The sequence below is a fragment of the Mobiluncus sp. genome (genome assembly GCF_985070215.1).
In genome coordinates, this window is record NZ_CFKZQR010000010.1 from 15397 (window position 1) to 41975 (window position 26579).

At 58.4% G+C, this 26579-nt stretch carries 26 protein-coding genes; 24 read left to right on the top strand and 2 right to left on the bottom strand.

Annotation, left to right across the window (positions count from 1 at the left end; all coding sequences use genetic code 11):
* Nucleotides 1-98 precede the first annotated feature (98 nt).
* On the bottom strand, nt 99-653 hold the full coding sequence (locus AC5LBQ_RS03455; RefSeq protein ID WP_493264641.1) for a hypothetical protein: 555 nt from the start codon (nt 651-653) through the stop codon (nt 99-101).
* A gap of 29 nt (nt 654-682) precedes the next feature.
* On the opposite strand from AC5LBQ_RS03455, the gene AC5LBQ_RS03460 reads away from it, so the two are divergent.
* From AC5LBQ_RS03460 to AC5LBQ_RS03535, 16 genes are all read left to right on the top strand, one after another.
* Nucleotides 683-2092 carry a M16 family metallopeptidase gene (locus AC5LBQ_RS03460; protein WP_493264642.1) on the top strand — a complete coding sequence of 470 codons (1410 nt, stop codon included), beginning with the start codon at nt 683-685 and terminating at the stop codon, nt 2090-2092.
* 86 nt (nt 2093-2178) lie between these two features.
* Entirely contained in the window at nt 2179-3066 is an 888-nt protein-coding gene (dapA, locus tag AC5LBQ_RS03465; RefSeq protein WP_493264643.1) for a 4-hydroxy-tetrahydrodipicolinate synthase, read from the top strand.
* A 44-nt stretch (nt 3067-3110) separates the two neighbouring features.
* A complete protein-coding gene (gene dapB, locus AC5LBQ_RS03470; RefSeq protein WP_295028096.1) occupies nt 3111-3854 on the top strand; it encodes a 4-hydroxy-tetrahydrodipicolinate reductase in 744 nt (247 codons plus the stop codon).
* A 140-nt stretch (nt 3855-3994) separates the two neighbouring features.
* Nucleotides 3995-5689 (top strand): ribonuclease J, encoded by a 1695-nt coding sequence (locus AC5LBQ_RS03475; RefSeq protein ID WP_493264644.1) that lies wholly within the window; start codon nt 3995-3997, stop codon nt 5687-5689.
* 16 nt (nt 5690-5705) lie between these two features.
* Nucleotides 5706-6641: a PfkB family carbohydrate kinase gene (locus AC5LBQ_RS03480; protein WP_493264645.1), complete on the top strand. Its 936-nt coding sequence runs from the start codon at nt 5706-5708 to the stop codon at nt 6639-6641.
* A 62-nt stretch (nt 6642-6703) separates the two neighbouring features.
* Nucleotides 6704-9436: an FtsK/SpoIIIE family DNA translocase gene (locus AC5LBQ_RS03485; RefSeq protein ID WP_493264646.1), complete on the top strand. Its 2733-nt coding sequence runs from the start codon at nt 6704-6706 to the stop codon at nt 9434-9436.
* A gap of 13 nt (nt 9437-9449) precedes the next feature.
* Nucleotides 9450-10049 (top strand): CDP-diacylglycerol--glycerol-3-phosphate 3-phosphatidyltransferase, encoded by a 600-nt coding sequence (gene pgsA, locus AC5LBQ_RS03490; protein ID WP_307742155.1) that lies wholly within the window; start codon nt 9450-9452, stop codon nt 10047-10049.
* Between the two features lie 231 nt (nt 10050-10280).
* On the top strand, nt 10281-10616 hold the full coding sequence (locus tag AC5LBQ_RS03495) for a helix-turn-helix domain-containing protein (protein ID WP_282922641.1): 336 nt from the start codon (nt 10281-10283) through the stop codon (nt 10614-10616).
* On the top strand, nt 10616-10882 hold the full coding sequence (locus AC5LBQ_RS03500) for a DUF3046 domain-containing protein (RefSeq protein WP_307742154.1): 267 nt from the start codon (nt 10616-10618) through the stop codon (nt 10880-10882). Before AC5LBQ_RS03495 ends, AC5LBQ_RS03500 begins: the two co-directional genes overlap by 1 nt.
* A gap of 95 nt (nt 10883-10977) precedes the next feature.
* Entirely contained in the window at nt 10978-12849 is a 1872-nt protein-coding gene (locus AC5LBQ_RS03505; RefSeq protein ID WP_307742153.1) for a proline--tRNA ligase, read from the top strand.
* Between the two features lie 30 nt (nt 12850-12879).
* Nucleotides 12880-13374: a peptide deformylase gene (gene def, locus AC5LBQ_RS03510; RefSeq protein WP_282921341.1), complete on the top strand. Its 495-nt coding sequence runs from the start codon at nt 12880-12882 to the stop codon at nt 13372-13374.
* Nucleotides 13375-13516: 142 nt separating this feature from the next.
* Nucleotides 13517-14014: a DUF3145 domain-containing protein gene (locus AC5LBQ_RS03515; RefSeq protein ID WP_282921342.1), complete on the top strand. Its 498-nt coding sequence runs from the start codon at nt 13517-13519 to the stop codon at nt 14012-14014.
* Between the two features lie 89 nt (nt 14015-14103).
* A complete protein-coding gene (locus tag AC5LBQ_RS03520; protein ID WP_295028016.1) occupies nt 14104-14559 on the top strand; it encodes a DUF3052 domain-containing protein in 456 nt (151 codons plus the stop codon).
* Nucleotides 14560-14701: 142 nt separating this feature from the next.
* Nucleotides 14702-16120 carry a trigger factor gene (tig, locus tag AC5LBQ_RS03525; RefSeq protein ID WP_493264647.1) on the top strand — a complete coding sequence of 473 codons (1419 nt, stop codon included), beginning with the start codon at nt 14702-14704 and terminating at the stop codon, nt 16118-16120.
* Nucleotides 16121-16373: 253 nt separating this feature from the next.
* Entirely contained in the window at nt 16374-16982 is a 609-nt protein-coding gene (locus tag AC5LBQ_RS03530) for an ATP-dependent Clp protease proteolytic subunit (RefSeq protein ID WP_295028013.1), read from the top strand.
* A gap of 26 nt (nt 16983-17008) precedes the next feature.
* Entirely contained in the window at nt 17009-17689 is a 681-nt protein-coding gene (locus tag AC5LBQ_RS03535) for an ATP-dependent Clp protease proteolytic subunit (protein ID WP_374042911.1), read from the top strand.
* Nucleotides 17690-17896: 207 nt separating this feature from the next.
* Here the strand turns inward: AC5LBQ_RS03535 and AC5LBQ_RS03540 are convergent, their stop codons facing one another.
* Entirely contained in the window at nt 17897-18142 is a 246-nt protein-coding gene (locus AC5LBQ_RS03540; protein WP_493264648.1) for a hypothetical protein, read from the bottom strand.
* A gap of 331 nt (nt 18143-18473) precedes the next feature.
* On the opposite strand from AC5LBQ_RS03540, the gene clpX reads away from it, so the two are divergent.
* The 8 genes from clpX to AC5LBQ_RS03580 all read left to right on the top strand — a co-directional run bounded on the left by clpX (nt 18474) and on the right by AC5LBQ_RS03580 (nt 26577).
* Nucleotides 18474-19736 carry an ATP-dependent Clp protease ATP-binding subunit ClpX gene (gene clpX, locus AC5LBQ_RS03545; RefSeq protein WP_493264649.1) on the top strand — a complete coding sequence of 421 codons (1263 nt, stop codon included), beginning with the start codon at nt 18474-18476 and terminating at the stop codon, nt 19734-19736.
* Nucleotides 19737-19879: 143 nt separating this feature from the next.
* A complete protein-coding gene (locus AC5LBQ_RS03550; protein WP_493264650.1) occupies nt 19880-20215 on the top strand; it encodes a chorismate mutase in 336 nt (111 codons plus the stop codon).
* Between the two features lie 124 nt (nt 20216-20339).
* Nucleotides 20340-20867, top strand: coding sequence for a DUF4418 family protein (locus AC5LBQ_RS03555; protein WP_493264651.1), 528 nt, complete (start codon nt 20340-20342; stop codon nt 20865-20867).
* Nucleotides 20868-20957: 90 nt separating this feature from the next.
* On the top strand, nt 20958-22094 hold the full coding sequence (locus AC5LBQ_RS03560) for an FtsX-like permease family protein (protein WP_493264652.1): 1137 nt from the start codon (nt 20958-20960) through the stop codon (nt 22092-22094).
* Nucleotides 22095-22799: an ABC transporter ATP-binding protein gene (locus AC5LBQ_RS03565; RefSeq protein WP_307742138.1), complete on the top strand. Its 705-nt coding sequence runs from the start codon at nt 22095-22097 to the stop codon at nt 22797-22799.
* A 142-nt stretch (nt 22800-22941) separates the two neighbouring features.
* On the top strand, nt 22942-24648 hold the full coding sequence (locus AC5LBQ_RS03570; RefSeq protein WP_493264653.1) for an FTR1 family iron permease: 1707 nt from the start codon (nt 22942-22944) through the stop codon (nt 24646-24648).
* A gap of 2 nt (nt 24649-24650) precedes the next feature.
* Complete coding sequence (locus AC5LBQ_RS03575; RefSeq protein ID WP_307742136.1) at nt 24651-25292, top strand: iron transporter; 642 nt, start codon at nt 24651-24653, stop codon at nt 25290-25292.
* 10 nt (nt 25293-25302) lie between these two features.
* On the top strand, nt 25303-26577 hold the full coding sequence (locus tag AC5LBQ_RS03580) for a DUF2318 domain-containing protein (RefSeq protein ID WP_295027987.1): 1275 nt from the start codon (nt 25303-25305) through the stop codon (nt 26575-26577).
* Nucleotides 26578-26579 lie beyond the last annotated feature (2 nt).

Below are 26579 nucleotides of genomic sequence, written 5' to 3' on the forward strand. Positions count from 1 at the left end.
CACTTTCCGTAAAATAACCTGCTTATGAGGGAATTTTACCTCGACCGGCATCCCGAGAAGGCCGTTTTTGTGGCCAAAACTCGCGGCTTTAGTCCGTTTTAGTCCCAGTCGCCCAGGAAATGGCTGCGTTTGGGGAACTGGGCGCGGTAGTCGTCAGCGCGCCGACCCAGGAAGTATCCCGGCACGCATAGCACCAGGAACGCCGCGCCGAACACGAAACCGGGGGCGACGTGCATTCCCGCCACGACGAAGGCCGCCACCGACAGCACCGCACCCAGACCAGCCCCGATGGCCCACAACACTTTTGCGCCAATCGAAAACGCCAGGTGAACCAGGCCCACGGTGGCAGCCAGCACACAAGACCCGGCAATCATCAGCATGACGGTCGCTCCGGTGGTCAGCGAGTTCGGTTGTTCATAGGCGGAACCGGCATAGGTTAGGAAGTACGCCGCCAGCGCGCACCCGAAAGACCCCACTACGAACGGCCACACGTCAGCGGTGGAGCGCCACAGGGATTGTTTCGATGCCGGGGCTTTTCCGGATTTGTCGCGAGGATTGTTGCCCGCACGAGGTTCTCCCTCCGGTTTTGCGTTTGTGGGGGACTGATCGGGGTCGCCGGGTTTTTCCTGTTTGCCAAGGTTGTGCTGGGACATGACTCCTAGTCTAGTAAGATTGGGTAACTATGACTGATTTGAAACCTGTTGCGTGTCCGCTGCCAGCGCTGCCTGCAGGTGCTCCCGGGGCGGATGTGGCCCTGGAGGACGGGGTCATCCGTCGCACGATTTTGCCCGGAGGAACGCGGGTTATCACCGAGCATATGCTGGGCACCCGTGCCGCTACCGTGGCACTGTGGGTCGCACGCGGCTCTCGTGACGAAGTCGAAGGGGCGTGGGGCTCCACGCACTTCTTGGAACACCTTTTATTTAAAGGAACCCCGCGGCGCACCGCTCACCAGATAGCGATGGAATTTGACGCGGTGGGAGGTGATTCCAACGCCGCTACCGGCCGGGAATGCACCCACTACTATGCCGAAGTTTTGGGCGAGGACGTTCCCATGGCCATTGATGTTTTGATGGATATGCTGTGCGCGCCCTTGCTCAATGCCGCCGATTTTGAGATGGAACGCGGCATCATCCTCGACGAGCTGACGATGGCGCTGGATAACCCCAGCGAACAGGCTTTTGACGAATTTACCCGCCGGGTTTTTCCGGCGCATCCGCTGGGGCGTCCCATTGGCGGCACGATTGAATCGGTAAAAGCCGACACCCTGGAGGCAATAGTGGCTCACTACCAGGCCGGATATGCCCCGGATCGCCTGGTGGTGGCGGCCGCGGGAGACGTCAGCCATGACCAGGTGTGTGAACTGGTGGCGGAGTCTTTGCGCCGTCCCGATTCACCGTGGCCGCAATGGCAATCCGCACCCGACCCGGCCCAGCCCGCTTTAGACTTCAACACTGTGGCAGCCGTCCCGCTGGGCAGCCCCGCCGACCGTTGCGGGAACAGTCTCAACGCGGCTGGTCAGGGCGCATGGAAACCGGAATCCGGGGTGTTCCGAATCGCAGGAAAATTTGAACAAAGCCGCATCATTATTGGCGGACCAGGACCGGGGGTAGCGGACGCGAATATGCCCGTCATGAATGTGCTGAACACCGTGCTGGGCGGAGGAATGAGCTCGCGTCTGTTCCAAAATATCCGGGAAAAACGCGGTCTGGCCTACACCACTTACGCGTTCAACTCGTCGCATCGGGACGCGGGCAGTTTCGGGGTGACCGCGACCTGCAATCCGGCGAATGTGGATGAGGTAGCGGCGCTGCTGCGTGCCGAGCTGGAGGAAATCGCCACCAACCCAATCCCCGCGGACGAGCTAGCCCGAGCCAAAGGGCAACTGCGCGGAGCCACCTTGCTGAGTTTGGAGGATAACACTGTGCGTGCCAATCGCCTGGCTCATGCCGAAATCTTGCGCGGGGCCTATATCCCGCTGGCCACGAAGCTGGACCAGATGCAGGCCGTCACCGCTGCACAAGTGCGGGATTGGGCGGCTGAACTGGCGAAACGTGCCACCATCGAGGTGCGATTGGGGCCGGGGGAATAAAACTGTCCCCGGCGGTTCCGCCAAACCCCGCGTCCACATGGCGGACGGAGCTTCCATCATGTGAACAAAGCGCTTAAGATGACTGCATGAGTACTTTTGGGCGTTTTTCAGTAGCAATGGTGACTCCTTTCCACGCGGATGGTTCAGTGGATTACGAATCCGCCGCTCGCTTGGCGAAGCACCTGGTGGACACCGGCTGCGACGCCATCTTGGTTTCCGGCACCACGGGGGAAGCCCCCGCCACGCACTTAGACGAAAAAGCCCAGCTGTTGCAAACTGTACGGCGTGCGGTAGGCCCAGACATCAAAGTCATCGCCGGGGTCAGTTCCAACGATACGGCTCACACGGTCGCGATGGTGCGGTCGGCCGCTCAGAACGGCGCCGACGGATTGCTGGTGACCGCACCCTACTACAATCGGCCCTCCCAAGACGGCATTGTCGCTCACTTCCAGGCGGTTCACGAAGAAAGTGACCTGCCCATTCTGGTCTATGACATTCCGGGTCGCACCGGGGTACGCATTGCCCCCGAAACGATGGACCGGCTGGCCCGGCTGGAGCGCGTGCGGGGCGTGAAAGACGCGACCGGCAACGTGAGCGCTGGTATCCAGGCTATGCGGCGCACCGGACTGGAATGGTACAGCGGCGACGACGGGTTAAATTTTTACTTTATGGCAGGCGGCGCTTCCGGGGTCATTTCGGTAGTGGGACACGTGGAAGGCAAACGGATTTCAGCCCTGCTGGATGCCGTTGCTGCCGGCGACCTGGCCCGTGCGCGGGAATTGGACGCACAGCTGGAACCCTCGAATCGCGCCATTATGCGCGCTGGTCAGGGGGCGACTTACGCAAAACAGGCCGTTTACGCCCTGGGGCTGATTGAGTCCCCGCGTCCGCGCCTGCCGCTGGTGGAACCGAGCGAGACCGAAATCGCCGATATCTGTCGGGCTCTGGTGAGCCAAGGACTGCTGCAAAAATAACCGGCGCGGCCTGACGCCACGCCACGAAAAGGGAGGAAGCGGAAATGCTGAAAGTCGCGGTAATCGGGGCCAAAGGTCGCATGGGCAGCCAAGTCTGCGCTGCGGTCAGCGCCGCGCCGGATATGGAACTGGTCGCCCAACTGGACCGTGACGATGACATCACCGCTGGTTTGCGCCGTGCCCATGCCACCCACGCGGTCGACTTCACTATTCCGGCCAGCGCGGAAGCCAACGTGATGGCGGCCCTGCAAGCCGAAACGCACGTGGTGGTGGGCACGACCGGCTGGAGCGAGGACGCCTACCAGCGGGTTCGCCAAGCCGCCCAGGCCGCCGGGCGTTCCGTGCTGATTGCCCCCAATTTTGCCATTTCCGCCGTGCTGGCCATGAAGTTTGCGGCCGCGGCAGCCCCGTACTTTGAATCCGTGGAAATCCTCGAAATGCACCATCCTGACAAACTCGATGCCCCTTCCGGCACCGCCATCGCCACCGCGAAAGGCATAGCCGCGGCGCGCGAGGCTGCCGGTGCCCCCGCCTTCCCGGATCACACCGAATCGGATCCGCAAGGGACGCGCGGCGGAAAAATCGCGGGCGTGCCGGTTCACGCCGTGCGTTTGCGCGGCCTGTACGCTCATGAGGAAATCCTTTTCGGTAACCCCGGCGAGCAGCTGGTGGTGCGCACTGATTGCTTTGACCGCGTGTCCTTTATGCCCGGAGTGCTGCTGGGGCTACGCAAAGTCGCCACTTTCCCCGGACTCACTATCGGCTTGGAGCCGCTGCTGGGGCTCTAGGCGCGGCGTTCCTCTTTCCCGTTCCTATTCCCGTTTCCTCCCACCCATCACAAGGGCCGAGCCGGATTTTTGTTCCTGCGGCGTGCGTTCCCGGGCGGGTGGGCACGCCTGGGGGAGGGGCAAACCGCTAAGATAGGGGGGTGAGTGAAGATATTTTTCAGCTGCCACAGCCCGGCCCGGCCCAACCCGATGTCTTGCGAGTGGTGCCCTTGGGCGGCCTGGGCGAAGTCGGCCGCAACATGACCGTTTTGGAAACCGAAGGCAAAATCCTGATTGTGGATTGCGGGGTGCTGTTTCCCGAAGAGATTCAGCCCGGGGTGGACCTGATTCTGCCGGATTTCACCTATATTCAAGACCGGATGGAAGACGTGGTGGGCGTGGTGCTGACCCACGGACACGAGGATCACATCGGAGCGGTGCCCTACCTGTTGAAACTGCGCGAGGATATTCCCGTCTACGGTTCGCACCTGACGATAGCGCTCGTAGAACCGAAACTTTTGGAACACCGCTTGTCAACCACGAACCTGCGGGTCAAAGCAGAGGGCGAGCGGCTCGACTTGGGACCGTTCCACCTGGAGTTTTGCGCTGTAAACCACTCGATTCCCGACGCCTTGGCGGTCATGGTGCGTACAAAAGCCGGCTCCGCGCTGATTACCGGGGACTTTAAGATGGACCAGCTGCCCCTGGACGGGCGCATTACCGACCTGCGTGCTTTCGCGCGCTGGGGGGAGGCCGGGGTCGACCTGTTCTGTGTAGACTCCACGAATGCCGAGGTCCCGGGATTTATTGCCTCCGAACGGGAAATCGGACCCGTCCTCGAGGACGTATTCCACCACGCTACCGGCCAGATTGTCGTGGCATCGTTTGCCTCCCATGTACACCGGGTGCAGCAGGTGTTGAACGCCGCCGCGAAGTCTAACCGCAAGGTCGCCCTGGTGGGGCGGTCTATGGAACGCAATATGACCATCGCCGCGGAGGCCGGTTACATGACCGTGCCGGACGGGGTGCTGATTGACCTCAAGGACGTCAATTCCCTGCCCCCCGAACGCCGTGTGTACATGGCTACCGGCTCGCAGGGCGAACCGATGGCCGCCCTGTCGCGGATTGCCAACCGCACTCATCGGACGATTTCTATCGGCCAGGGCGACACGGTGGTGCTGGCGTCCTCCTTGATTCCCGGCAACGAAAACTCGGTGGGGCGCGTCATCAACCAGCTCATTCGTCTGGGCGCGCAGGTCGTGCACAAGGGTAATTCGAAGGTTCACGTGTCCGGTCACGCCGCCACGGGCGAGCTGCTCTATGCCTACAACATCGTGAAGCCAAAGAACGTGATGCCCATTCACGGCGAGATTCGCCACTTGGTCGCCAACGGGAAACACGCCGTGAAAACCGGGGTCGATCCGCGCCACGTCATGCTTGCCGAGGACGGGGTGTGCGTGGAAGTCAAGAACGGTGAGGCCCAGATTGTGGGTCAGGTGCCGTGTGACTTCATCTATGTGGACGGCACCTCTATCGGGGAGATTGGGGAGTCCGAACTTTATGACCGCCGCGTGCTGGCCCAAGAGGGGTTTGTGGCGGTTTACGTGGTGATGGAGATGAGTACGGGGACTATCCTCGCTGGTCCGACCGTCATAGCCCGCGGGGTGGCGGAAAACGATGACGTGTTTCGGGATATTGAGCCGGCCATTGCTGACGCGTTGAGCGCGGCTGCGGCCGACGGACAAGCCAGCGTGCGGGACATGGAGCGGGTCGCCCGCCGCACCTTGGGCCGTTGGGTGTCCAAGCGGTTGAAGCGCGCCCCCATGATTGTGCCCCTAGTGCTGGAAGCTGACTAGCTCAGGGAGAATCGCCGTGGCTCGTTTCATTTCCACTCAATCAATCAACCTGGAACTACCCTTGCGGGTTGACCACCTACCCGATCAGGGTGCCGAAGTCCGTGCCTCCATCATGGAAGGGGCGGTCGTGGCCGGAGGTTTCTTTGTGGTCGCCACCGTGGCGCGACAAGGCATCGCCGCCTGCGTGACGGCCCCCCTGGGGACCGGCCCGAACTCGATTCAGGCCCGGCACTCCTTGGGCAGAGAAGGGATTTTCGTGCTTTCCCACGAAATTGTGGGAGATATCGGGTTGCGGATAGCGGCCATAGATTCCGAAGGGGTGCGTAGCGTCATTACGTCCCCCGGCGTAGAAATTGAGCCCGACCCGCGCGACCTGGAGGGGATAATTCTGCGGGACAATGATTATGTTTTTGCCAGCCTCAACGACCTGGCATATCCACAGCTAGCTGAGATTCTCACGAACTGGATTGAACAGCTGCCGAGCAATCTGTTCCTGGCAGTGGCGGGGGGCCCGCTGGTCGGGGAAGTCGACCTTGACGTGATGGTAAAAATCCTGGCCAGGGCAGATTTGCTGACATTGAACAAGCATCAGACTGAGACGGTGCGGATGCGCTTGGGACGCGGTCCCATTGCTGAGGTGTTGCGCCGTTACGTAAAACCAGAGACGATTTTGGTGCTGCGTGATGGACCAAACGGGGCTGCGATTCAGGAATTCGCGGGGCAGATGCCGCGAGGAGTGCCCGCCTACCCCACTGACTTGGTGGACACAACTGGAGCTGGAGAAGCCCATACCGGGGTCCTGCTGGCCTCGCTGATGATGGGGCTGCCGCTGGACCAGGCTTGTGAGCGGGCGAACGCGGCCGCCTCGCTGGCGATGGGGCGACGGGGTTACTACCTAATTCCCACAGCTTCCCAAATCGATAACTTCCTGGCTACGAACTCTCGGCTATAATCCCACCTTTTTCGGCGTGGGAGTGCCAAAAAAGGTCCCCGAGCGGATAGCCTAAAAACGCTATGAGTGCGACCAAAACACAAGCTAAAACCAACCCGTCGAAACGCGGGGCTGCTGGCGGCAATCGAAAAACAGCTCGACCGGGCAATCGACCCGAGCCGACTCGCTCCACTTTGGACCCCCAGGTCAAACGCGACATTTTGGGGCTGTGCCTCATCGCTCTGGGGATTTTGGTAGCTCTGCGGGAATGGTTCGGCCTTTCCGGTACGGCCGGGAACGTGATTCATGTGACTTTCGCGGGAATTTTTGGTGTGTTTGCAGTCATTTTGCCCATTGGTCTAGGGTTTCTCGCCGTGCGTTTGTTCCTGCGGGGTCGTTTCCTTCCCGACCCGGACAATGACGGTGTCACCGAGGCAGAAGCTGCGGAAGTCGCCGCGCTTCGCGGCGCGCAAGAAACCCGGATTCTGGTGGGACTTTTGGTTATCTTGGGAGCGCTGGCGGGAATGGTGCATGTGGCGAAGGGTTTACCCTGGCCCTCCACCGGTTTTCCCGAGATTATGGCGGCCGGAGGTCTGCTGGGCTGGTTCTTCGGTCATCCTATCGGCGTGCTGTTTTCGCCGTGGGGAGCATTCCCGCTGCTGGTCATCATGATGCTGATTGGAGTCCTCATCACCGGGGGAATTCCGGCAGCGACCCTGGTGACGCTGATTCGGCAGCGTTTTGCCCGACTGGCTCCAGGTCACGACCTCAGCGATGCAGAGTCGGAGGTCGTGGACCTCAGCGGTGCTACTGAAGTCATGGCCCCTTCGCGGATGCCGTGGAAACGCCGTCGCCCCCAATCCGATGCGGACGAAACCAAGGTCATGGAGTCGGACTCGACCTTGACCGCTCAGTCCACAGACCCTGTCGCGACACAGACTCTCCCGGAGCCGCCCGCGACCGGAGCCACCGAACTGCTGCCTTCTCGGAAACGCGGGGGACGGCATAAGGCCGAAACCAAACCGGCCGAGGCGACACCGCAGCCCGAACCGTCTGCCAAAACTCAGGACACTCTGCCGGAGCGGGTCCACACCGGCTTGGGACACGACATCGACTACCACCTGCCCTCCCTTGACCTGTTGAAAGTCGGGCCTGAACACGTGAAACGTTCCCCGGCCAACGACCGCGTTATCGAGTCCCTGACCAATGTCTTTCAGCAATTTGGGGTCGCGGCTGAGGTTACCGGTTTTTCACGCGGGCCGACGGTGACCCAGTACGAAGTCACACTCGGTCCGGGAGAAAAAGTCTCGAAGGTAGAAGGGTTGTCCAAGGACATCGCCTACGCGGTGGCGTCCCCGGAAGTACGGATTTTGTCTCCCATTCCAGGTAAATCCGCGATTGGGATTGAAATCCCCAACGCGGATCGCGAAAACGTTTACCTCGGTGACGTGCTGCGTTCCGAAGCGGCCTCGCGCCTCACACATCCGCTGGTCACCGGGGTCGGCAAGGACGTGGAAGGCGACTACGTCCTTACAAACATTGCCAAGACCCCGCACCTGCTGGTCGCCGGGGCGACCGGGTCGGGTAAATCTTCGTTCATTAACTCGATGATTACCTCCATCATGATGCGAGCCACCCCGGAACAGGTCCGGCTCATTTTGGTCGATCCGAAACGGGTGGAACTCACCGCCTACGCCGGGATTCCCCACCTGGTCACGCCCATTATTACCTCGGCAAAGAAAGCCGCGGCGGCGCTGGAATGGTGCGTCAACGAGATGGATATGCGCTACGACACCCTGTCGAACTACGGATACCGTCACGTTGACGATTTCAATCAGGCGCTGCGCGCCGGCAAGGTACAAAAGCTACCCGAGTCGCGTTTTGAGCCCGAATGGATGCCTTACCTGCTGGTCGTGGTGGACGAGCTGGCCGATTTGATGATGATTGCGCCGCGAGACGTGGAAGCCTCCATTCAACGCATCACCCAGCTGGGTCGCGCGGCGGGAATCCACCTGGTGTTGGCGACGCAGCGTCCCTCCGTGGACGTGGTCACGGGCATTATCAAAGCTAACGTGCCTTCCCGGCTGGCTTTCGCGACTTCCTCGAACCAGGATTCCCGCGTGATTTTGGACCAGTCCGGAGCAGAAAAACTCATCGGTCAGGGCGATGCCCTCTACCTGCCCAGCGGCGAATCCAAGCCCCAGCGGGTGCAGGGAGCCTGGGTCTCGGAGGAAGAAATCACCCGGGTCGTCGCCCACGTCAAGGCACAGATGGAACCCGTGTATCGCGAAGGTGTCACCAGCGAACAGAACAGCGAAGAAGCCAAGGTTCCCGAAGAAATCGGCGATGACCTAGACGATGTGCTGGCCGCCGCCGAACTGGTGGTTTCCACCCAGTTCGGTTCCACTTCGATGATTCAACGCAAACTGCGCAAAGGATTCGCCAAAGCCGGTCGGTTGATGGACATCCTCGAAACTTACGGGGTCGTGGGACCCTCGGAAGGCTCCAAACCACGCGAAGTCCTGGTTACGAACGAGGAACTGCCCGGTGTCCTGGCCATGCTGCGCGGAGAAACCGAGGCTGTGCCGGACCTCCCGCCGGACGGGGAGGAACCGGAATACGATACCGGGGAACCTTTTGACGACTCTGCAGACGGGGAGCCTCCGGCACAGGCCCCGGAAGCCGATGACGCTGACACCCGCCCGCTCGACCCCACGCCGACATTTTCCGATGGGCCCGACCCGGCGACCCCGGCAGCCCAGGTGGGCCGCCAAGAATTATACGATTCGGACGACACCGAGCCTTTGCCGTTCTGACTAGGATGGATTCATGACCGCAAACCCGCAGGGAGCGCCGCAGCCGCCCGCGCCCCCGAACTTTAACATCGCCAATGTGCTGACGGTTATCCGCCTGATTTTGGTGCCGGTATTTATTTGGTTGATGCTGATGCCGGGGGTGAAGGCACAAGTGTGGGCCTTCGTGGTGTTCGCCGTGGCCTCCGCGACCGACAAGTTGGACGGGACCCTGGCGAGAAAACTGAACCTGATTACTGATTTCGGCAAACTCGCCGATCCCATCGCCGATAAAGCCCTGGTACTCAGCGCATTTGTGCTGCTGAGTCTGCACTGGCCGGTGTTTTGGGCGGTCACTGTCCCAGTTTTGGTGCGGGAATTGGGGATTACCCTGATGCGCCTAGTGTTGGCACGCCGGGGGCGGGTCATGCCCGCCAGCCGCGGCGGCAAACTAAAGACCGTGACCCAGATGGCGTTGATTTTGCTGCTGTTGATTCCGTGGGAAGCCCTGGTGCCCGCGGCGTGGCCGGTGGTGCGCATCGTGGCGATAATCCTGTCCGTCGTGGTCGTAGTCATTACGGTTTTCACCGGGATTGACTATGTGCGCCAGGCCTTGCACCCAGCTGAGGAACATTAGCCGCGTTCCCGAGGTGTTGTGCTGGGAGCGGCAATCAGTCCTGGGGATGAGATTCCCGGGAATAAAATCCTGACAAAGGCGGTTAAACTGAGTGTGATGAACCAAAAAGATACCTTTGCCAACATGAAGTTGCCTTACGCGCTACGTCCGGGGATTAGCCCGGAGCGTTCGGTCAGGCCGGCGAATCGTGCGGGGGTGCGAAGCCTACCTAAAAAGCGGTATTCTGATTCCATGATGCAGATTTCTCCAGTTGCTAAAGCCTCCACGCCAGTTTTGCGGCGCGAGCTCGGGGAGGTTTTGCGTCAACTGCGCCAAACTCGCGGCCTGACTTTGCGTGATGTTTCGGCGAAGGCGCGCGTGTCGTTGGGTTACCTGTCCGAGGTGGAACGCGGTCAGAAGGAAGCCTCCAGCGAGTTGCTGGCCTCCATCTGTTATGCGTTGGACGCGCCGGTTTCTTTCGTACTCCATGAAGTCGCGGATCGGATAGCTGTGGTCGAGGGCGTGGTGGTCCCCGAGCTGGTGCCCGATGAGCTGCTGGACAGCATCGACTGCGCCCCGATTTCCTGATGCCTCAATTCCAGGGCGGTCCGGTGCAGCGCGGCATGACGCGCTCTCAGTTTAAGCAAGCGCTCTCCGAGGTGTTTCCGCACGGTTTGGGCGAAACTCTGGCCAGCGACCAAGTACTGACAGAATGGGGCATGACCGCGCTCCAGGCGTTAGAACGCGGCGCGGATCCTCTCGCGGTGTGGCAAGCCCTGTTGCGCGCCACCGATCGAGACACAGAAGAAAACCTGTTCTGGCATCGCCGGGATTTACGCGCGTCGCGTCACTAGCCCCTGCCCGCGGCCCAAATGCTACTGCCTGGCGAGCAAATCCCGAGGTCGGGTTGGTTTTAATCTTTGGGCTGGTTTCGCGGTAAAGTTGAGGAATGCTTACAAAAATGTCCTCTTTCTTTGTCCGCACCCTGCGTGAAGACCCGGTAGAAGCCGAAGTGGAGTCCCACAAGTTACTGGTGCGGGCGGGCTATATTCGCCGTGCCGCGCCAGGGATTTACACCTGGCTACCGTTGGGGTTGAAAACTTTGCGGCGCGTGGAAAAGATCGTGCGTGAAGAGATGGACCGTATTGGGGGACAAGAACTGCAGTTCCCGATGCTGCTGTCCAGCGAACCTTACGTGGCGACGAACCGTTGGGAAGAGTTCGGCCCTTCGCTGTTCAAGCTCAAAGATCGCAAAGACGGGGATTACCTGCTGGCCCCCACTCACGAAGAAATGTTTACCCTGGCGGTAAAAGACCTGTACACCTCGTACAAAGACCTGCCGGTCATTCTGTACCAGATGAAGGAAAAGTACCGCGATGAGGCTCGTCCGCGCGCGGGAATCATTCGGGGTCGCGAGTTCGTGATGAAAGACTCCTATTCCTTTGACCTCACGGATCAGGGGCTGGAGCATTCTTACGCCCTGCACCGCGGAGCTTACCGGCGGGTCTTTACCCGTATCGGGCTGGATTACGTCATTTGTCACGCTTTGAGCGGCCCGATGGGTGGTTCCGCCTCCGAAGAATTCCTGTTCCCCTGCGCTGTTGGCGAGGACACGTTCGTGAAGTCCCCCGGAGGCTACGCCGCCAACGCGGAGGCCGTCACCACCATCGCTCCTGAGCCCCTCCCTTATGACGACGCACCCGCCGCAGAAGTACGGCCGACCCCGGACTCCACCACGATTGAAACGTTGGTGGACCAGGCGAACAAACTCTATCCGCGCTCGGACCGGCCTTGGGAAGCTAGCGACACGCTGAAAAACGTGGTGGTGGTCGCCGACTATCCTGACGGGCACAAAGAAGTCCTGGTTATTGGGGTCCCCGGCAACCGCGAGGTTGACATGAAACGCTTGGAGGCGAGCCTGTCTCCCGCTGACGTGCGTATGGCGGAGGCCAAAGACCTGGAGGCCTACCCAGATTTGGTGCCGGGCTACATCGGCCCGCAGGTCATCGGCCCGAACTCACCGAAACGCACAACGGACGAGGACGGCAATCCTGTCGGTTCCCCGCGCTACCTCATAGACCCGCGGATTGTCCCGGGCACGCGCTGGGTGACAGGAGCCAACCAAGCCGGAATGCACGTTTTCAACCTGGTGTGCGGGCGCGATTTTACGGCCGATGGCACTATTGAGGCCGCGGAAGTCTTGGAGGGCGACCCGGCTCCTGATGGTTCGGGGCCATTGACATTGGAGCGCGGCATCGAAATCGGTCACATTTTCGCGCTGGGACGCAAGTACGCCCAGGCTCTGGGGCTGAGTGTGCTGGACGAAAACGGTAAGGCACAAGTCGTGACGATGGGCTCTTACGGTATTGGTGTGTCGCGCCTGGTGGCGGCCATTGCTGAAGAAAACCACGACGAGAGGGGACTGATGTGGCCGCTCAATATCGCTCCGTTCCAGGTTCACGTGCTGGCCACCGGCAAAGACCCAGAGATTTTTGCCACTGCCGAAAAGCTCGCATGTCAGCTCGATGCAGCCGGTATTCAAGTTCTGTACGATGACCGCCCGAAGGCCTCCGCCGGGGTGAAGTTCAAGGACGCGGAACTGTTGGGAATGCCCTTTGCGCTGGTCGTGGGCAAGGGATTAGCTGAGGGCAAGGTCGAGATTCGTCAGCGCCGCGAGGGCACAACTGTGGAAACCTCCCCGGAGAACTGCGTGGAGGAACTGCTGCAGGCCATCGCGGATGAGGGAGCAAAAACGGCTTTCTCCCTCAGCTCCACTGAGCTGATTGGCGAGCCTGATCAGTGGGAAAAGGATCAAAACTAGGCGCCCGGGCGGTGGCAAAGAGAGGTCAACATGGCATTTCGTGAGATACGCGTGGTGGGGGATCCCGTGCTGCGCACCCCTTGTGACTGGATCACAGACCCGCGCGACCCCGGCGTGAAACAGCTGGTCGAGGACCTGTTAGAGAACGTGGACGAGGACGGTCGCGCCGGGTTGGCGGCGAACCAAATCGGGGTCAGCCTGCGGGCATTTTCCTGGAACATTGACGGGGAAGTCGGCTACGTTTTGAACCCCAAACTGGTTGCCACGAGCGAAGATGAATTCCAGGATGGCGACGAGGGCTGCCTGAGTGTGCCGGGGCTGTTTTACCCGACGAAACGCGCTTGGTATGCCCGCGTGGAAGGCATCGACCTGGACGGAAAACCGCTGGTGGTTGAGGGTGAAGAACTGATGGGGCGCTGCCTGCAGCACGAATGTGACCATCTGGAGGGACAGCTGTACCTGGACAGATTGGAACGCAAATACCGCAAGGAAGCGCTGCAGCAAATTCGGAAAATGGGTTGGTAGACCCCGGATAGGCGTGCAACTGCCACCGGTTTAGCGCATAATAGAAACATAAGTTACCTCGTTGTGATTCGGTGTTCGGAGGGGAAGCCGCAATACCGGCCCGTTGAGCTGTGGCTCAACTCGAGCACAACAGGAGGTAACCATGAACCAATACACGCGAGGTGTCCTGTTTATTCACACGGCGCCCAGGGCGTTGTGTCCCCATATTGAGTGGGCGGCGGGGACGGTTTTGAACACCGAAGTCAGTTTGGATTGGACCGTCCAAGAGGCCGACCCGACGTTTTTTCGCGCCGAATTTTCTTGGGTAGGCATGGTCGGAACCGGTGCCAAGTTGGCTTCAGCTCTGCGCGGGTGGGAACACTTGCGCTATGAAGTGACCGAGGACGCGGCTCCCGGCACGGACGGCGGACGCTGGTCCCACACTCCGGAATTGGGAATTTTCTATGCCCAAACCGATAGCGTGGGCAACGTGGTGGTGCCGGAAGGCAGAATCTTGGCGGCGTTGGAACACGCGGATAATCCCTTGCAAATGCGCCGTGAGCTGGACTTAGCTTTGGGGCGCGCGTGGGACGAGGAACTGGAACCGTACCGTTGGGCGGGTGTCGGTGCTCCCGTGAAGTACCTGCACAAGGTCGTGTGAGCCCTTTCTCAGAGTTGCTAACGTTGCCAGTGCGGGGAAAATTCGGTGTAAATTCCCCACGGAGGCTCGGTTTCATATATCCTGAAACTATGACGAACAATGCTTCCGCCCACGCGGAACAATCTCAAAAGGATCGCGCAAACAAATCTCAGCCTGGTCTTGGTTTCAAAAAAGGATCGATTGTCCAAGAATTTTATTATGACGATGACGTCGATGAGACACTGCGTCGCGCCATTGAGGACTTCCTCGGAAACGAACTGGTCGACGAAGATTACGGGGATGTCTCTGACGGGGCGCTGATTTGGTGGCGCGCCGAAGACGGCGAAGTCGATGATTTGGCGGATTTATTAGTTGACGCCTCTGGAAACCTCGACGATGGCGGGCTGATTTGGGTCATGACTCCCGTGTCCGGTAAGCCAAACTCGGTGGATACTCAGTTCGTCGAGGAGGCCGCGAAAACCGCTGGTCTGCGGGTTATGTCATCCTCTCACGTGAGCCCCGATTGGCTGGGAATCAGCCTCATGGCGCGCGGCACGAACCGCTGAAATCCGCCTCTATTAAATCCTCGCCCGTCCCGGCCCTAAGTTTCAGAAAAAGGGGCTAATGTCGTAAGATTTAGGGGCTTATGAAAACCAAGCGGACCGGACTGGCCGGCAGACCGCAAGAACAAACGATTTTGGAGACAAAGTGAAGAGCACTGTTGAAAACCTCAACCCCACAAAGGTCAAGTTGGCAATCGAGGTTCCCTACGAGGAATTCAAGCCCGAGATGGACAAGGTTTTCAAGGAATACGCCAAACAGGTCAACATTCCCGGTTTCCGCCGCGGACACGTCCCGGCTCGCGTGCTGGAATCCTACATCGGCCGCGGCGCGGTCATCGAGGACGCGGTCAATCACGCGCTGCCGGAATACTACGGCCAAGCTGTGCAGGAACATAAGATTGCTCCGATGGGCCAGCCTAACGTGGACGTGACCGATACCCCCAACATTGAGGGCGAAGCCGGCGGCGATTTGAAGTTTACGGTGGAAGTGGAAGTGCGTCCCGAGGTCAAGCTGCCCGATTTCTCAAAGCTCAGCTTGGAAGTCGACGCGATTAAAGACGACCCGAAAGCCCTGGACACCGAGCTGGACAACCTGCGTCGTCGCTTCGCGACTCTGAAAACCGTGGAGCGCGCCGTCAAGCAGGACGACTTCGTCACCCTGGACCTTAAGACCGAGATTGACGGCAAAGAGGTCGATTCCCTGAACCAGACCTCCTATCACGTTGGTGCCGGTGGTTTAGTCGAGGGCCTGGATGAGGCTTTGAAGGGTTTGAAAGCCGGAGCAACTAAGACATTTGAGACCCAGCTGAAGTCTGGGCCGCACGGGGGAGAGACCGCTCAGGTTACCGTCACCGTGGATTCCGTGAAGGAACAGGTCTTGCCGGACGCTGACGATGAGTTCGCCATGATGGTTTCCGAACACGACACCATCGATGAGCTGAAGCAGGAACTTGCGGAAAACGTGGATCGTCAGGCTCGCGCTGGACAGGCTATGTCGGCTCGCGACAAGCTGGTCGAAAAGCTGCGCGATGAGCTGGAATTCCCACTACCGCAAGGGGTGTTGGATGAGGCTGTCGCAGCGCAGATTGGCGAGGACGCCAGCGACGATGATAAACAGAAAGCCCAGGAAGCTGTCGAGCAGGATCTCAAGGTACAGATTATCCTGGACGCTTTGGCCGAAGAACGCCAGATGAACGTGTCTCAGCAGGAACTGTTGGAGTTCGTGCTCCAGACCGCGCAGGCTTACGGCATGGACCCCTCCTTGCTGCTGCAAAGCGCGGAACAGAACAACCGCATTCCGGCATTTATCCAAGAAATCGCTCGCAACAAGTCCATCGCCTCGGCCCTTGGGGAGGTCGAGGTCAAGGACACGAACGGCAAGGTTGTGGACCTGAAGGAATTCATCGGCGAGGAGTCGGCAGAAGACGAGGACTCTGAGGAAAAGCCGGCCAAGAAGGCCCCGGCTAAGAAGGCTCCCGCTAAGAAGGCGGCGGCGGAGAAGGCTCCGGCCAAGAAAGCCCCGGCTAAGAAAGCTCCGGCAAAGAAAAACGCCGCGGACGAGTAACTCTTGAGCGCAAGGCGGGTTTCGGTACCGACCGGAACCCGCCTTTTGCTATCAACTGACACCCCCCGCACTGGCGAGATGAGGGAAAACCAGCCGGGAGAGACTTGTGCAGAAACACGAAAGAAACCGACCGACACCGCTAGGGGGCGCGTGCAGTCAAAATCGGGATTAGCCCATAGCGAAACCGGGGGAATGAAGCGCGAAGGACGCGCGGTTTTCCGTTAGGGTTAAGTGAACCAAGCGAGGAGGAAACGTGACCGTAGTTAATCGCGACGAAGAAACGCCCGATGTACCCACGGGTGGGTTTATTTACAAGCGCTTGCTGAAAGAGCGCATCATTTGGCTGGGCGATGAAGTCAGCCAGGAAAATGCCAATGCGATTTGCGCCCAGATGCTGCTGTTGGCGGCTGAGGACCCGGATTCTGACATCTACCTCTATATCAATTCTCCCGGCGGCTCCGTCACCGCGGGCATGGCTATCTATGACACGATGCAGTATGTGAAACCCGACGTGGTGACCGTGGCGATGGGGATGGCGGCCTCGATGGGGCAGTTCCTGTTGACGGCCGGGACGAAAGGCAAGCGTTTCGCCACTCCGCACGCCCGCATCCTCATGCACCAGCCTCTCGGCGGCGTCCAGGGAACAGCCTCCGAAGTACGGATTAATGCGGATTTGATTCTGGCGATGAAGCGGGAACTCGCTCAGATTACCGCCGAGCGCACCGGTCACACGCTGGAAGAGATCACCAGGGACGCGGACCGTGACCACTGGTTCACCGCTCAGGAAGCCTTGGAATACGGCTTTATTGACGCGGTGGTAGAGAACGCGGCCGCGGTACAGAGCTCGAAGAAGGGGGAGTAATGAGGCATTATCAAGGTGATTTAGGGATGTCCGGGGCAGGGTTTGCTGCGGTTTCGCCCGTCAGTGCGTCTGTCCCCGCGGGGGCGGCTCCGGCGTTGCCCAGCGCACGCTATATCTTGCCGACTTTCGAGGAACGCACGGCTTACGGCTACAAGCGCCAGGATCCTTATGCGAAACTGTTTGAAGATCGGATTGTGTTCCTGGGTAACCAGGTGGACGATGCCTCCGCCGATGACGTGATGGCGCAGCTGCTGGTGTTGGAAAGCCAGGATCCCGATTCGCTCATTACCATGTACATCAACTCTCCGGGCGGGTCTTTTACCGCGATGACGGCGATTTATGACACGATGCAATACATTAAGCCCGAGATTCAGACGGTTTGTTTGGGTCAGGCGGCGTCCGCGGCGGCAGTGTTGCTGGCGGGGGGTGCTCCGGGCAAGCGTCTGGCGCTACCCAACGCGCGGGTACTGATTCACCAGCCGGCCATTCAAGGCGCTCAGGGTCAAGCCACCGATTTGGCGATTATTGCTGAGGAAATCGACCGGATGCGGGCTTGGCTGGAGGAAACGCTGTCGAAGCATTCCAACCGTAGCGTGGAGCAAATGCACGAGGACATCGACCGGGATAAGATTCTCACGGCTCCCCAGGCGCTGGAATATGGTCTGATTGACCAGGTGCTGGAGCCGCGTAAAGGCAGCTCGAGTTAATTGTGACTTGCCAGAAACGTGGCTTCACGCTTTGATAGCGTGGAGCCACGTGATTTTTTGCTGTGTTTAGCCTTGGTTGGGCTTGGTTAGCTTTTGTTTGTACTGATATGCCCTGAGGTGTCCACTGTTCAGAAGCGCGGGGCGGGCGTTGCTAATCGGTCGCTCGACTCGCCACTAGGTCGGGTTCGCCGCCGCTCCACGGGTCTATCAGTTTGATGATTTCCTAGAGAAGACACTGACCATTGCCCCCAGGCTGATGCAGATTATGGCCACGTTGCTGATAGGAGGCAGAACTTGCATGAAATTCAAGATCGCCAAGGCAATGATTATTGCCCCGGCTAGCAGAACCGTCCAAATCTGGGCGGTACCGTTGGCTTTGTTGCGAAAAATGACCATCGACAGGCCGGACAGCACACCCAGACCAATGAATAAGTAAGCTATTACGTCAGGCATCGCGCCCCCTTCTATTTGTGACTTTCTGATATCCCGGGAATGTTAAGCCCGAAGACTGTTTGATACTAATACGGCAGCCAGCACAAATATACCCACAAATGTGGGTATTTAACTACCGACAATGGTAAGTGCGGGGCTACCCGTCCGGCACCAGAAGCCTCGCGCGGAGCCGATGCAAAATCCTTGCCCGAAACACTTTACAGAACACCATAAACCCGCCGAGCTGCACCCCAGAGTCGACGGATTGGCCCTCAAAGGCGTGTTAACGAGAATAAAAACCTCTAAAACCGTAGAATCGTAATCAGCCTGAACTCGTCTATGAGAGGAACTCATGTCACGCACTGCCGAATCGGTCGACCTGCTGAAGTGTTCTTTCTGTGGAAAGTCCCAGCGTCAGGTTCGTAAGCTCATCGCCGGTCCCGGCGTGTATATCTGTGATGAGTGCATCGAGCTGTGCAATGACATCATCGCGGAGGAACTTGACGGCAGCCCTGCAGGCGGGCTGGACGTCCTGCCGACCCCGCATGAAATCTTCGATTTCCTGCAGGAATACGTGATTGGTCAGGAAAAAGCGAAACGTGCCCTGTCCGTGGCGGTCTATAACCACTACAAGCGGGTGCGCGCCCAACGCCACGGCGAAGACACCGGCATGGAGCTGACGAAGTCGAATATCCTGCTGCTCGGCCCCACCGGAACCGGAAAGACGCACCTGGCGCGGTCTTTGGCGCGATTGTTGAAAGTTCCGTTCTGTATCGTGGACGCCACCGCCCTGACCGAAGCTGGCTACGTGGGCGAGGACGTGGAAAACATCTTGTTGCGCCTGATTCAAGCCGCCGATGGGGACGTGAAAAAGGCCGAACGCGGCATTATCTATATTGACGAAATAGACAAGATTTCCCGCAAGGGTGAAAACGCCTCCATCACTCGCGATGTGTCCGGCGAGGGCGTGCAGCAGGCTCTGCTAAAGATTATCGAGGGCACCACCGCCTCCGTGCCGCCCCAGGGCGGGCGCAAACATCCGCATCAGGAATTTATCGAGATTGATACCTCCTCGATCCTGTTCATTGCCGCCGGGGCATTTGCCGGTCTAGACGAAATTGTGAAAGCTCGGTTGGGGCAGCGCTCCACCGGGTTTGGCTCGGATCTCAAGTCCGTAAAGGAACACGGCGACCTGTTCGCCAAAGTGACCCCCGATGACCTGCACAAGTTCGGTTTGATTCCGGAGTTCATCGGCCGTCTGCCGGTCATTACCAATGTGTCGGCCCTGGACGTTGACGATTTGTCCCGGGTTTTGGCCGAGCCAAAGAACGCCATCTTAAAGCAGTACCAGCACCTGTTTGAGCTCGACGGGGTGAAACTGACTTTCACCGATGCGGCGATTCACGCGGTGGCCGACCTGGCTGAGAAGCGCGGTACCGGGGCGCGTTCGCTGTCGACCCTGATGGAAAACACCCTCTCTCAAATCATGTTTGACCTGCCCTCACGTGAAGATGTGGCGGAAGTCATCATCGAAGCTGAGTGCGTTTTTGAGGGCGCCGAGCCCACCTACGTGCTGCAGGACATTCATGGCGGCTCGGTCGCAAAGACCGCCTAACGTTTACGTCACAAGATTCCCCGGCGGGTTCACGCCGAAGTTGCGATTTTCCTGGGGGCGGCTCCGTTTTACGTTTCGAGAAACTCTCCGCTGCGGCGCGATGACCCGGTAAAGTGAGAGGGGAACCTAGTGAAGGGGCAATAATGGACACTGCTCATGCCGAAGAAGCTATCGCCGCAAACCCGCCGCAAACCCCTGCTGAACTCAAGGAATACCGAGCCACTATCGACAACATCGACGCCGCGCTGGTGCATCTGCTGGCGGAGCGGTTTCGTTGCACCCAAAAAGTCGGTCAGCTAAAGGCACGCCTAGATTTGCCCCCGGCTGACCCGGAGCGTGAGGCGCAGCAGGTGGCGCGCCTCCAGGCTTTGGCCGTCTCATCAGGGCTCGACCCCGAGTTCGCCAAGAAGTTCCTGCGCTTCATCGTGGACGAAGTCATCCGTCACCACGAGGCGGTGCGCGAAACGCCCTCTGAATAACACACTCGTGCCCTTTTGTGCTGGTGGGACACGTTTTTCTCTATTTAGGTAAGGCAAGCCTTGCCAATTGTTGTGCGCTATGTCATGATTGTCTGCGTCGTTAAATATTCAAGGAGAAATTCGCATGAAAGATAAAATCATCGGTTCGCTGCCTACCATCGTGTTGGGACTGCTCATTGCCATCGCGCCCCGGACTTTTGCGCCGGTTTGCGAGTTCGCCGCCAAACGCAGCTCCGGCATGGAACATATGTCCGGGATGAAAGATTCCGGCGGCATGGACCACATGGACCACATGGACCACATGGGGCAGGCTGGCAAAGCGATGGGTGAGGCGCATCAACACATGGCGTGCTACTGGACCGCTCAAGCCAGTCTGGGGATTGGAATTCTCCTCGTAATTATCGGGCTGCTGGCGTTGTTCGTGAACTCTCAAATTCGCACCGGTTTGAACCTCGGCGCAGCCCTCATCTACGTGCTGGAAATTTCGATTGTCACCGTGCTCATCGGAATGTGCAAAGGCGAGGAAATGTCTTGCAACGTGTATGCCATGCCCACGCTAACGGCACTGAGTTGTGTAGGAATCCTGGCAGCTGGCGCGGCGATATTCCTGGATCAAAAGAATCGCTCGGAACTTCAGAAAGTCTCGGCATAAACAGCAATGCAAAGCAGCCAGATAACCTGGGGCAAACTCCCTTTTCGTAATCTCAAATATTACCGTTACCGCAGTTTAGGACTGTTTTTGGTGTCAGTCCTGCTCAGCGCGATAACGTTCGGTGCAGGAATGGTTTCGCTGAACCTCAGTCAAGGCTTGTCATCGGTCAAGGAACGTCTGGGGGCGGACATAATGATTGTGCCTTCCCAGTTTGAGCAGTCCGCAAAGGATATTTACCTCTGTGGAGGAAAGCCGAGCGGGTTCCTGTTGCCGGATGATGTTTCGGATTTGGTTGCCAGCGTTCCTGGAGTGGAACGGGTCACCACGCAAACCTATATTGCTTCCCTGATGGCGAGCTGTTGCGAGGTGCGGCTGCAAATTATCGGCATTGATCCGGACACCGACTTTGTCATTAAACCCTGGATTCAAGCCACTTATTCCCGTGGTCTGCAGGACGGGGAGTTGGTCGCGGGTTCCAAAGTCCAGATTAATGCCCAGGGCAAGATTCGCCTGTTTAACTATGAATTTCCGGTAAGCGCGCGGCTGGCGCCGACGGGCACGAACCTGGATTCGTCTGTGTTTGCCAATCTGGCGACCACGAAAATCTTGGCGCGCCAAGCGGAAAAGGTGGGGCATCCGGTCTTGCCCGCAGATCAGATTGGACACCGGGTTTCCGCGGTGATGGTAAAGGTCAAGCCCGGTTACGCCCCGGAGGACGTGGCGCAGTATATTTCCAAATCCCCCCAGCTAAAGGGCTTGGGCTTTGTGTCCGCTAACGGGATTAGTTCCCGACTCAAAGAAGGCGTGGGGCATATCGTGGGTGCTTTGCGGGTCTTTCTGATTATCTTTTGGGCAGTATCGCTGGCGGTGTTGGTGACGGTCAACTGGGTTAGCGTCATGTCTCGGAGCAAAGAGCTGGGCTCGCTACGGATAATGGGCGCCACCAGGACGATGCTCACGGGCATGCTGCTGAAAGAGAATCTGCTGGTCAGCCTGGCGGGCGGCATGCTGGGGCTGGGGCTCAGTGCGGCGCTGCTGCGGCCCTTTGGCAATGCCATTCAAAGGGCTTTGAAGCAGCCCTATCTGCAAAGTGATGTATGGAGCCAGTGTTCCCTGGGTGGCCTCATCTTGGTTACGGTGTGTCTCAGTGCTGTGCTGGCCAGCATAGTCTCGGCGATGCGCCTGCTACAAAAGGAAACTTATCAGGTCGTGCGGGAGGGACAATAGATGCTGCTGGAACTATGCGAGGTGACCAAGAAGTTTTCACGGCGGGGCCGCGAGTTCAAGGCGGTAGACAGCGTCAGCCTGGAGATAGATGCCAACCAGTTCGTGGTCATTTCAGGCAAATCTGGCAACGGGAAGACGACCCTGCTGAACCTGATGATGGGTCTGCTGCGGCCCAGTTCAGGAACGGTTCGGGTGGCAGGAGAGGATTTGTCTGGTCTCTCGGATCGGGAACTGTCTCAGCTGCGCCGGTTTCGTCTGGGCATGATTACGCAGCAGCAAACCCTGGTCAGTTCCCTCAACGTGTTGGATAACGTGGTGCTGCCCGCGACTTTGCCGGCACAAGGGCGTTCTTCGGTGCAATCGTCCCCGGAGGCGGTAGAGTCTTTGCCCGTCAATCGCGCGTTGGATTTGCTGGAAAAGCTCGACATTACGGACCTAGCCCACGCCTGGCCCGCGGAACTATCCGGGGGAGAGATGCGTCGGGTCGCCATCGCCCGCACGCTTATGACCCAACCAGAGATTTTGTTGGCGGATGAACCGACCGGAGATTTGGACGATTACTCCACCGCGGCGGTGCTGGGGCTATTCCGCGAGCTCGCACGAGGGGGCAGCGCGGTCGTGATGGTCACGCATGACGCGGCCGCTTATGAATACTGCAACCGCAGATTCGACATGCTGAACGGCCGTTTGGAAGAGCCGCAGTAAGTCGAGATTCCCTTAATTGGCGGTGAAGTGAATTCAGACCTGAAAAGCCCGATGAAGCTATATTAATTAGGAAAGGCTTGCCTTAATAGCTATTTTTCTGTAGCCTTGACGTGTTTTGATTTGGAAAGAAGTTGATGGAATCGTGAACGCAACCAGGAATCTGACTTCCCTCGGGGCGCGAGGACTGCGGTTTATTTTAGGTTTTTCTGCGGTGGTGTTGGCGCTGGCCTTCGGGGGAGTAGTCTGGCCTAGCGCGGCCGCAACCCAAAACTCCGACCTTGGTGAATGGTCTGATGTTGTGTCGGTAATGCAGGAAAAGCTGAACGAGGTTCCCGAAGCTGGCGATCCGAGTGCAGTCCAGACTCTGATTCGTCAAGCCTATTATGAGAACTACCAGACGAGCGGTCTGGAGGATCAGGTCAAACACGCTTTGGGGCGTGACGTTGACGATAAGTTCGTCACCGAACTATTGAATTTACGCAATCTCAGCCGTGACGGTGCGAGCCCGGAGGCGCTTCGTGAAGCCAGTGACAAAGTCATAGACTTGCTTAAAGAAACGGTAACTCAGCTGGTCAAAGCCCCTAAGGTGGCTGATCAATGGAGCAGGGTTGCTGACACGATTGCGCAAAACATCACCGAGGCGCAAAGCGCTTACGTCAAGGGACAGGCCGACCGGGCATTCACCCTGGCTACCGAAGCGTATCTGGGGCATTACGAAGCCGACGGGTTTGAAAATAACACCATTGTGCACAAAGGCTTCAGCCGGGTAACCGAGATTGAGGGTATGTTCAGCGACTTGCGCCAGGGCTACAAAGACGGTCGTGACCAGGCTCAACAGGAGAAACTCGGAAAGGACCTGATTGCGAAGCTCGTAGAGGACGCGCAATTCCTGGACTCGAAAACGCAGGACTCGGGACCGTTAGGGATTTCCGGTTTCTTTGCTGCGTTGCTGATTCTGTTGCGTGAAGGCGCGGAGGCCCTGCTGGTGGTAGCGGCTCTGGTGACTTACGCTTTGAAAGCGGGACGGCGCGACCAGCTGCGGGGAATCCTGGTGGGCGTGGTTATCGCCGTGGCCATCTCAATCGGTCTGGCTATTCTGTTTGGTCAGCTCAGCGCCAGTGTGCAGAGCGGAATGGGTCAGGAACTCCTGGAGGGGATTACCGGTCTGGCGGCCGCCCTGATGCTGATTTATGTATCCAACTGGATCCTTAGCAAATCCAGTGGCAAGCGTTGGGAAGAATACATTAAGGCCACCGCGGGCGAAAAAACCGCCTCAGGAGGCGTTTTTGCTCTGGCATTTGTGTCATTCCTCACCGTGGCCAGGGAGGGTGCCGAAACAATCCTGTTCTTTTATCCGATTGTCGCCGGGGCGAAAATCCGCAGCGATTATTGGTTTATCGTTGCGGGTGGCGTGACGGCGGCGGTCATCCTGGCGATTCTATTTGTGCTGGTCTGGCAGTTCGGGGTGCGCCTGCCGCTCAAGCCGTTCTTTAAGTGGACTTCGATATTGCTGGCGTTGCTGGCGGTCGCCATCGTGGGCGGGGCGATTAAAGAGCTGCAAGAGGCCGCTTTGGTCGGGGCGCATGTGGTGCCTTCCGTTCCTACCGTGGTGTTCCTAGGATTCTATCCCACCGCGGAAACCCTCGGTGCCCAGATTATTACCGCCGCAGTTTTGGTCGGCCTAGCTCTGCTGCAACGCCGCCGGGCCAAAGCAGACCAGCCGGAGGCGGGTGACTCCGAGACTCGTCCGGACACCTCTATCTCGGAAAGTAATGATAAAGCTCCCGAAGAACACTCTTCGAGGGAAGACACACAAGACGCTGTCGAAGCGTACAGCGGAAAGGAATAATAATGAATAAAAAGCTACTGGCTCTGGCAGCCGTCCTGGCGTTGGGCACGAGCCTCAGCGGTTGTGGCGAAAACCCGGACAACCAGGCAAAGCCGCAGGACACCAAGCCGGCGACCGAGCAGGAACAGCCGGAAACCCCCAGCGATCCCAACGTTGTGGGTATCAATGAACTTCCGGTCGGGGATTCCGGCGAACAAACCAACGGACCGCTGAACGTAAACGTCGTATACTTCCAGGCTGTCGATATGGAACATGGCTCGATGAAGATGCCTCCAGCCTCCGAATCTGATATGCACTTTGAGATTGACGTTTCCACCAATGAAAAGGCCGAAGAATTCGGGTACCCGGCCGATTCATACCTGCCCTACCTGGACGACTTGAAGGCCGTGGTCAAGGATCAAAAGACCGGTGAGGAAACCGATTTGGGCACTATGATGCCGATGATTGCCGTTGATGGTCCGCACTACGGCAACAACATCAAGCTCAAGCCCGGTCTGTACGATGTGACCATCACCATCCCCTCTCCGGAAGACAAGTTCATGCTGCATACGGGTAAGGATTCCTCCGCGGTCAAGGGACGCTTCTGGAAAGAACCGCTGAAGTTCGAGTTCAAGAACTGGCAGTGGGACGGGCAGATTCTCTAAGAAGATTTCATTGCTCAAGTTATTTGTTGTCGCCCTCCGCTATGGGCTGCCGCTGTTCGTGCCGCTGGCAATCTTGCTGGCAGCACGGCCACATGCCCCGATGGAACGCCGAGTTGTCGCTCGGATTACCACCGTGGTGTTGGTGGTGGCAGCCCTAGCGGCGGCGACGCTGGCATGGTTTCGACTGAATACGAACCTGATAGATGTTCCCACCATGAACTTCTATCTGGTTCCAGTCATGCTGATTTGTTCCCTAGGTTTCCTGGGGGTGTCCTGGTGGTTTGGCGCCGCCGACCTCTATGACATTAAACAGAGTGCTAAACATCGGGCACTGCTGGTTGTCTCGCTGCTGACTGCCGTCAGCATCATCATCAATTTCGGCTTTGAATATGCATTTTCGACCGATGAAATTGTGCTGATGGGGTCCTCCCCGCTAGAAACGGAATCGCTGGCACGTTTTGCCGGATTTGCGTTTGGGACGTTGCTGGTGGTCATCGCCGGATGGGCCTACGTGCGCGCCACCAGGCTGGTTCCCGCGATGGTGCGTTTAGCAATTACTACCGCGGTATTTTTGGTAGTCATCGGTCCGCGCTCTATCCTGCTGTATCAGCAGCTCGCCGCACGTGGTTTCCTGCCGCGGTCGCGAACCATTTTTGAACTCGTGTTGTGGATTCAAAATGCCAACACGGTCATGCTGTTGGCCCTGGTGGTGCTGACCGCTATTCCTGGAATCATCGCCATTTGGTTCGGCTCCAAACCCGTCAACGTTTCCGGCCCGGAAGCGCGTTTAGTGAAAGCGGATCGGATTACCCGCCGTCACTTTTTGGAGCTGGCTTTGGGTGGCACGGTTGTATTCGTTACTGCCTTGACTGTTGGCAAGCGCGTGGCGGAGGCCGTTCCGGAGTTATCCCCGATAGAGCCTTCCACCGTGAAAGGCAATGTGGTTTCTGTGAGCCGGGAGTTGGTGTCTGATGGACACCTGCATCGGTTCGCCTACGTGACCGAGGACGGGACGCAAGTCCGTTTCATCGTCATTCAAAAGAACGCGGTGGCTTACGGTTGCGGTCTCGACGCGTGTGAGATTTGTGGTGAATCCGGTTATTACGAGGACGGCGGGAAAGTCATTTGCCGGCGTTGCGGGGTCATGATGAACATTCAAACTATTGGTTTCCCCGGTGGCTGTAATCCCATTCCGATTAAGTATGAAGTGGGCCCGAAAGAATTGCGGTTTTTTGCTGACGAGCTGAGTGGGCACGCCAAAATCTTTAAAACCAAAATAATCTAAGG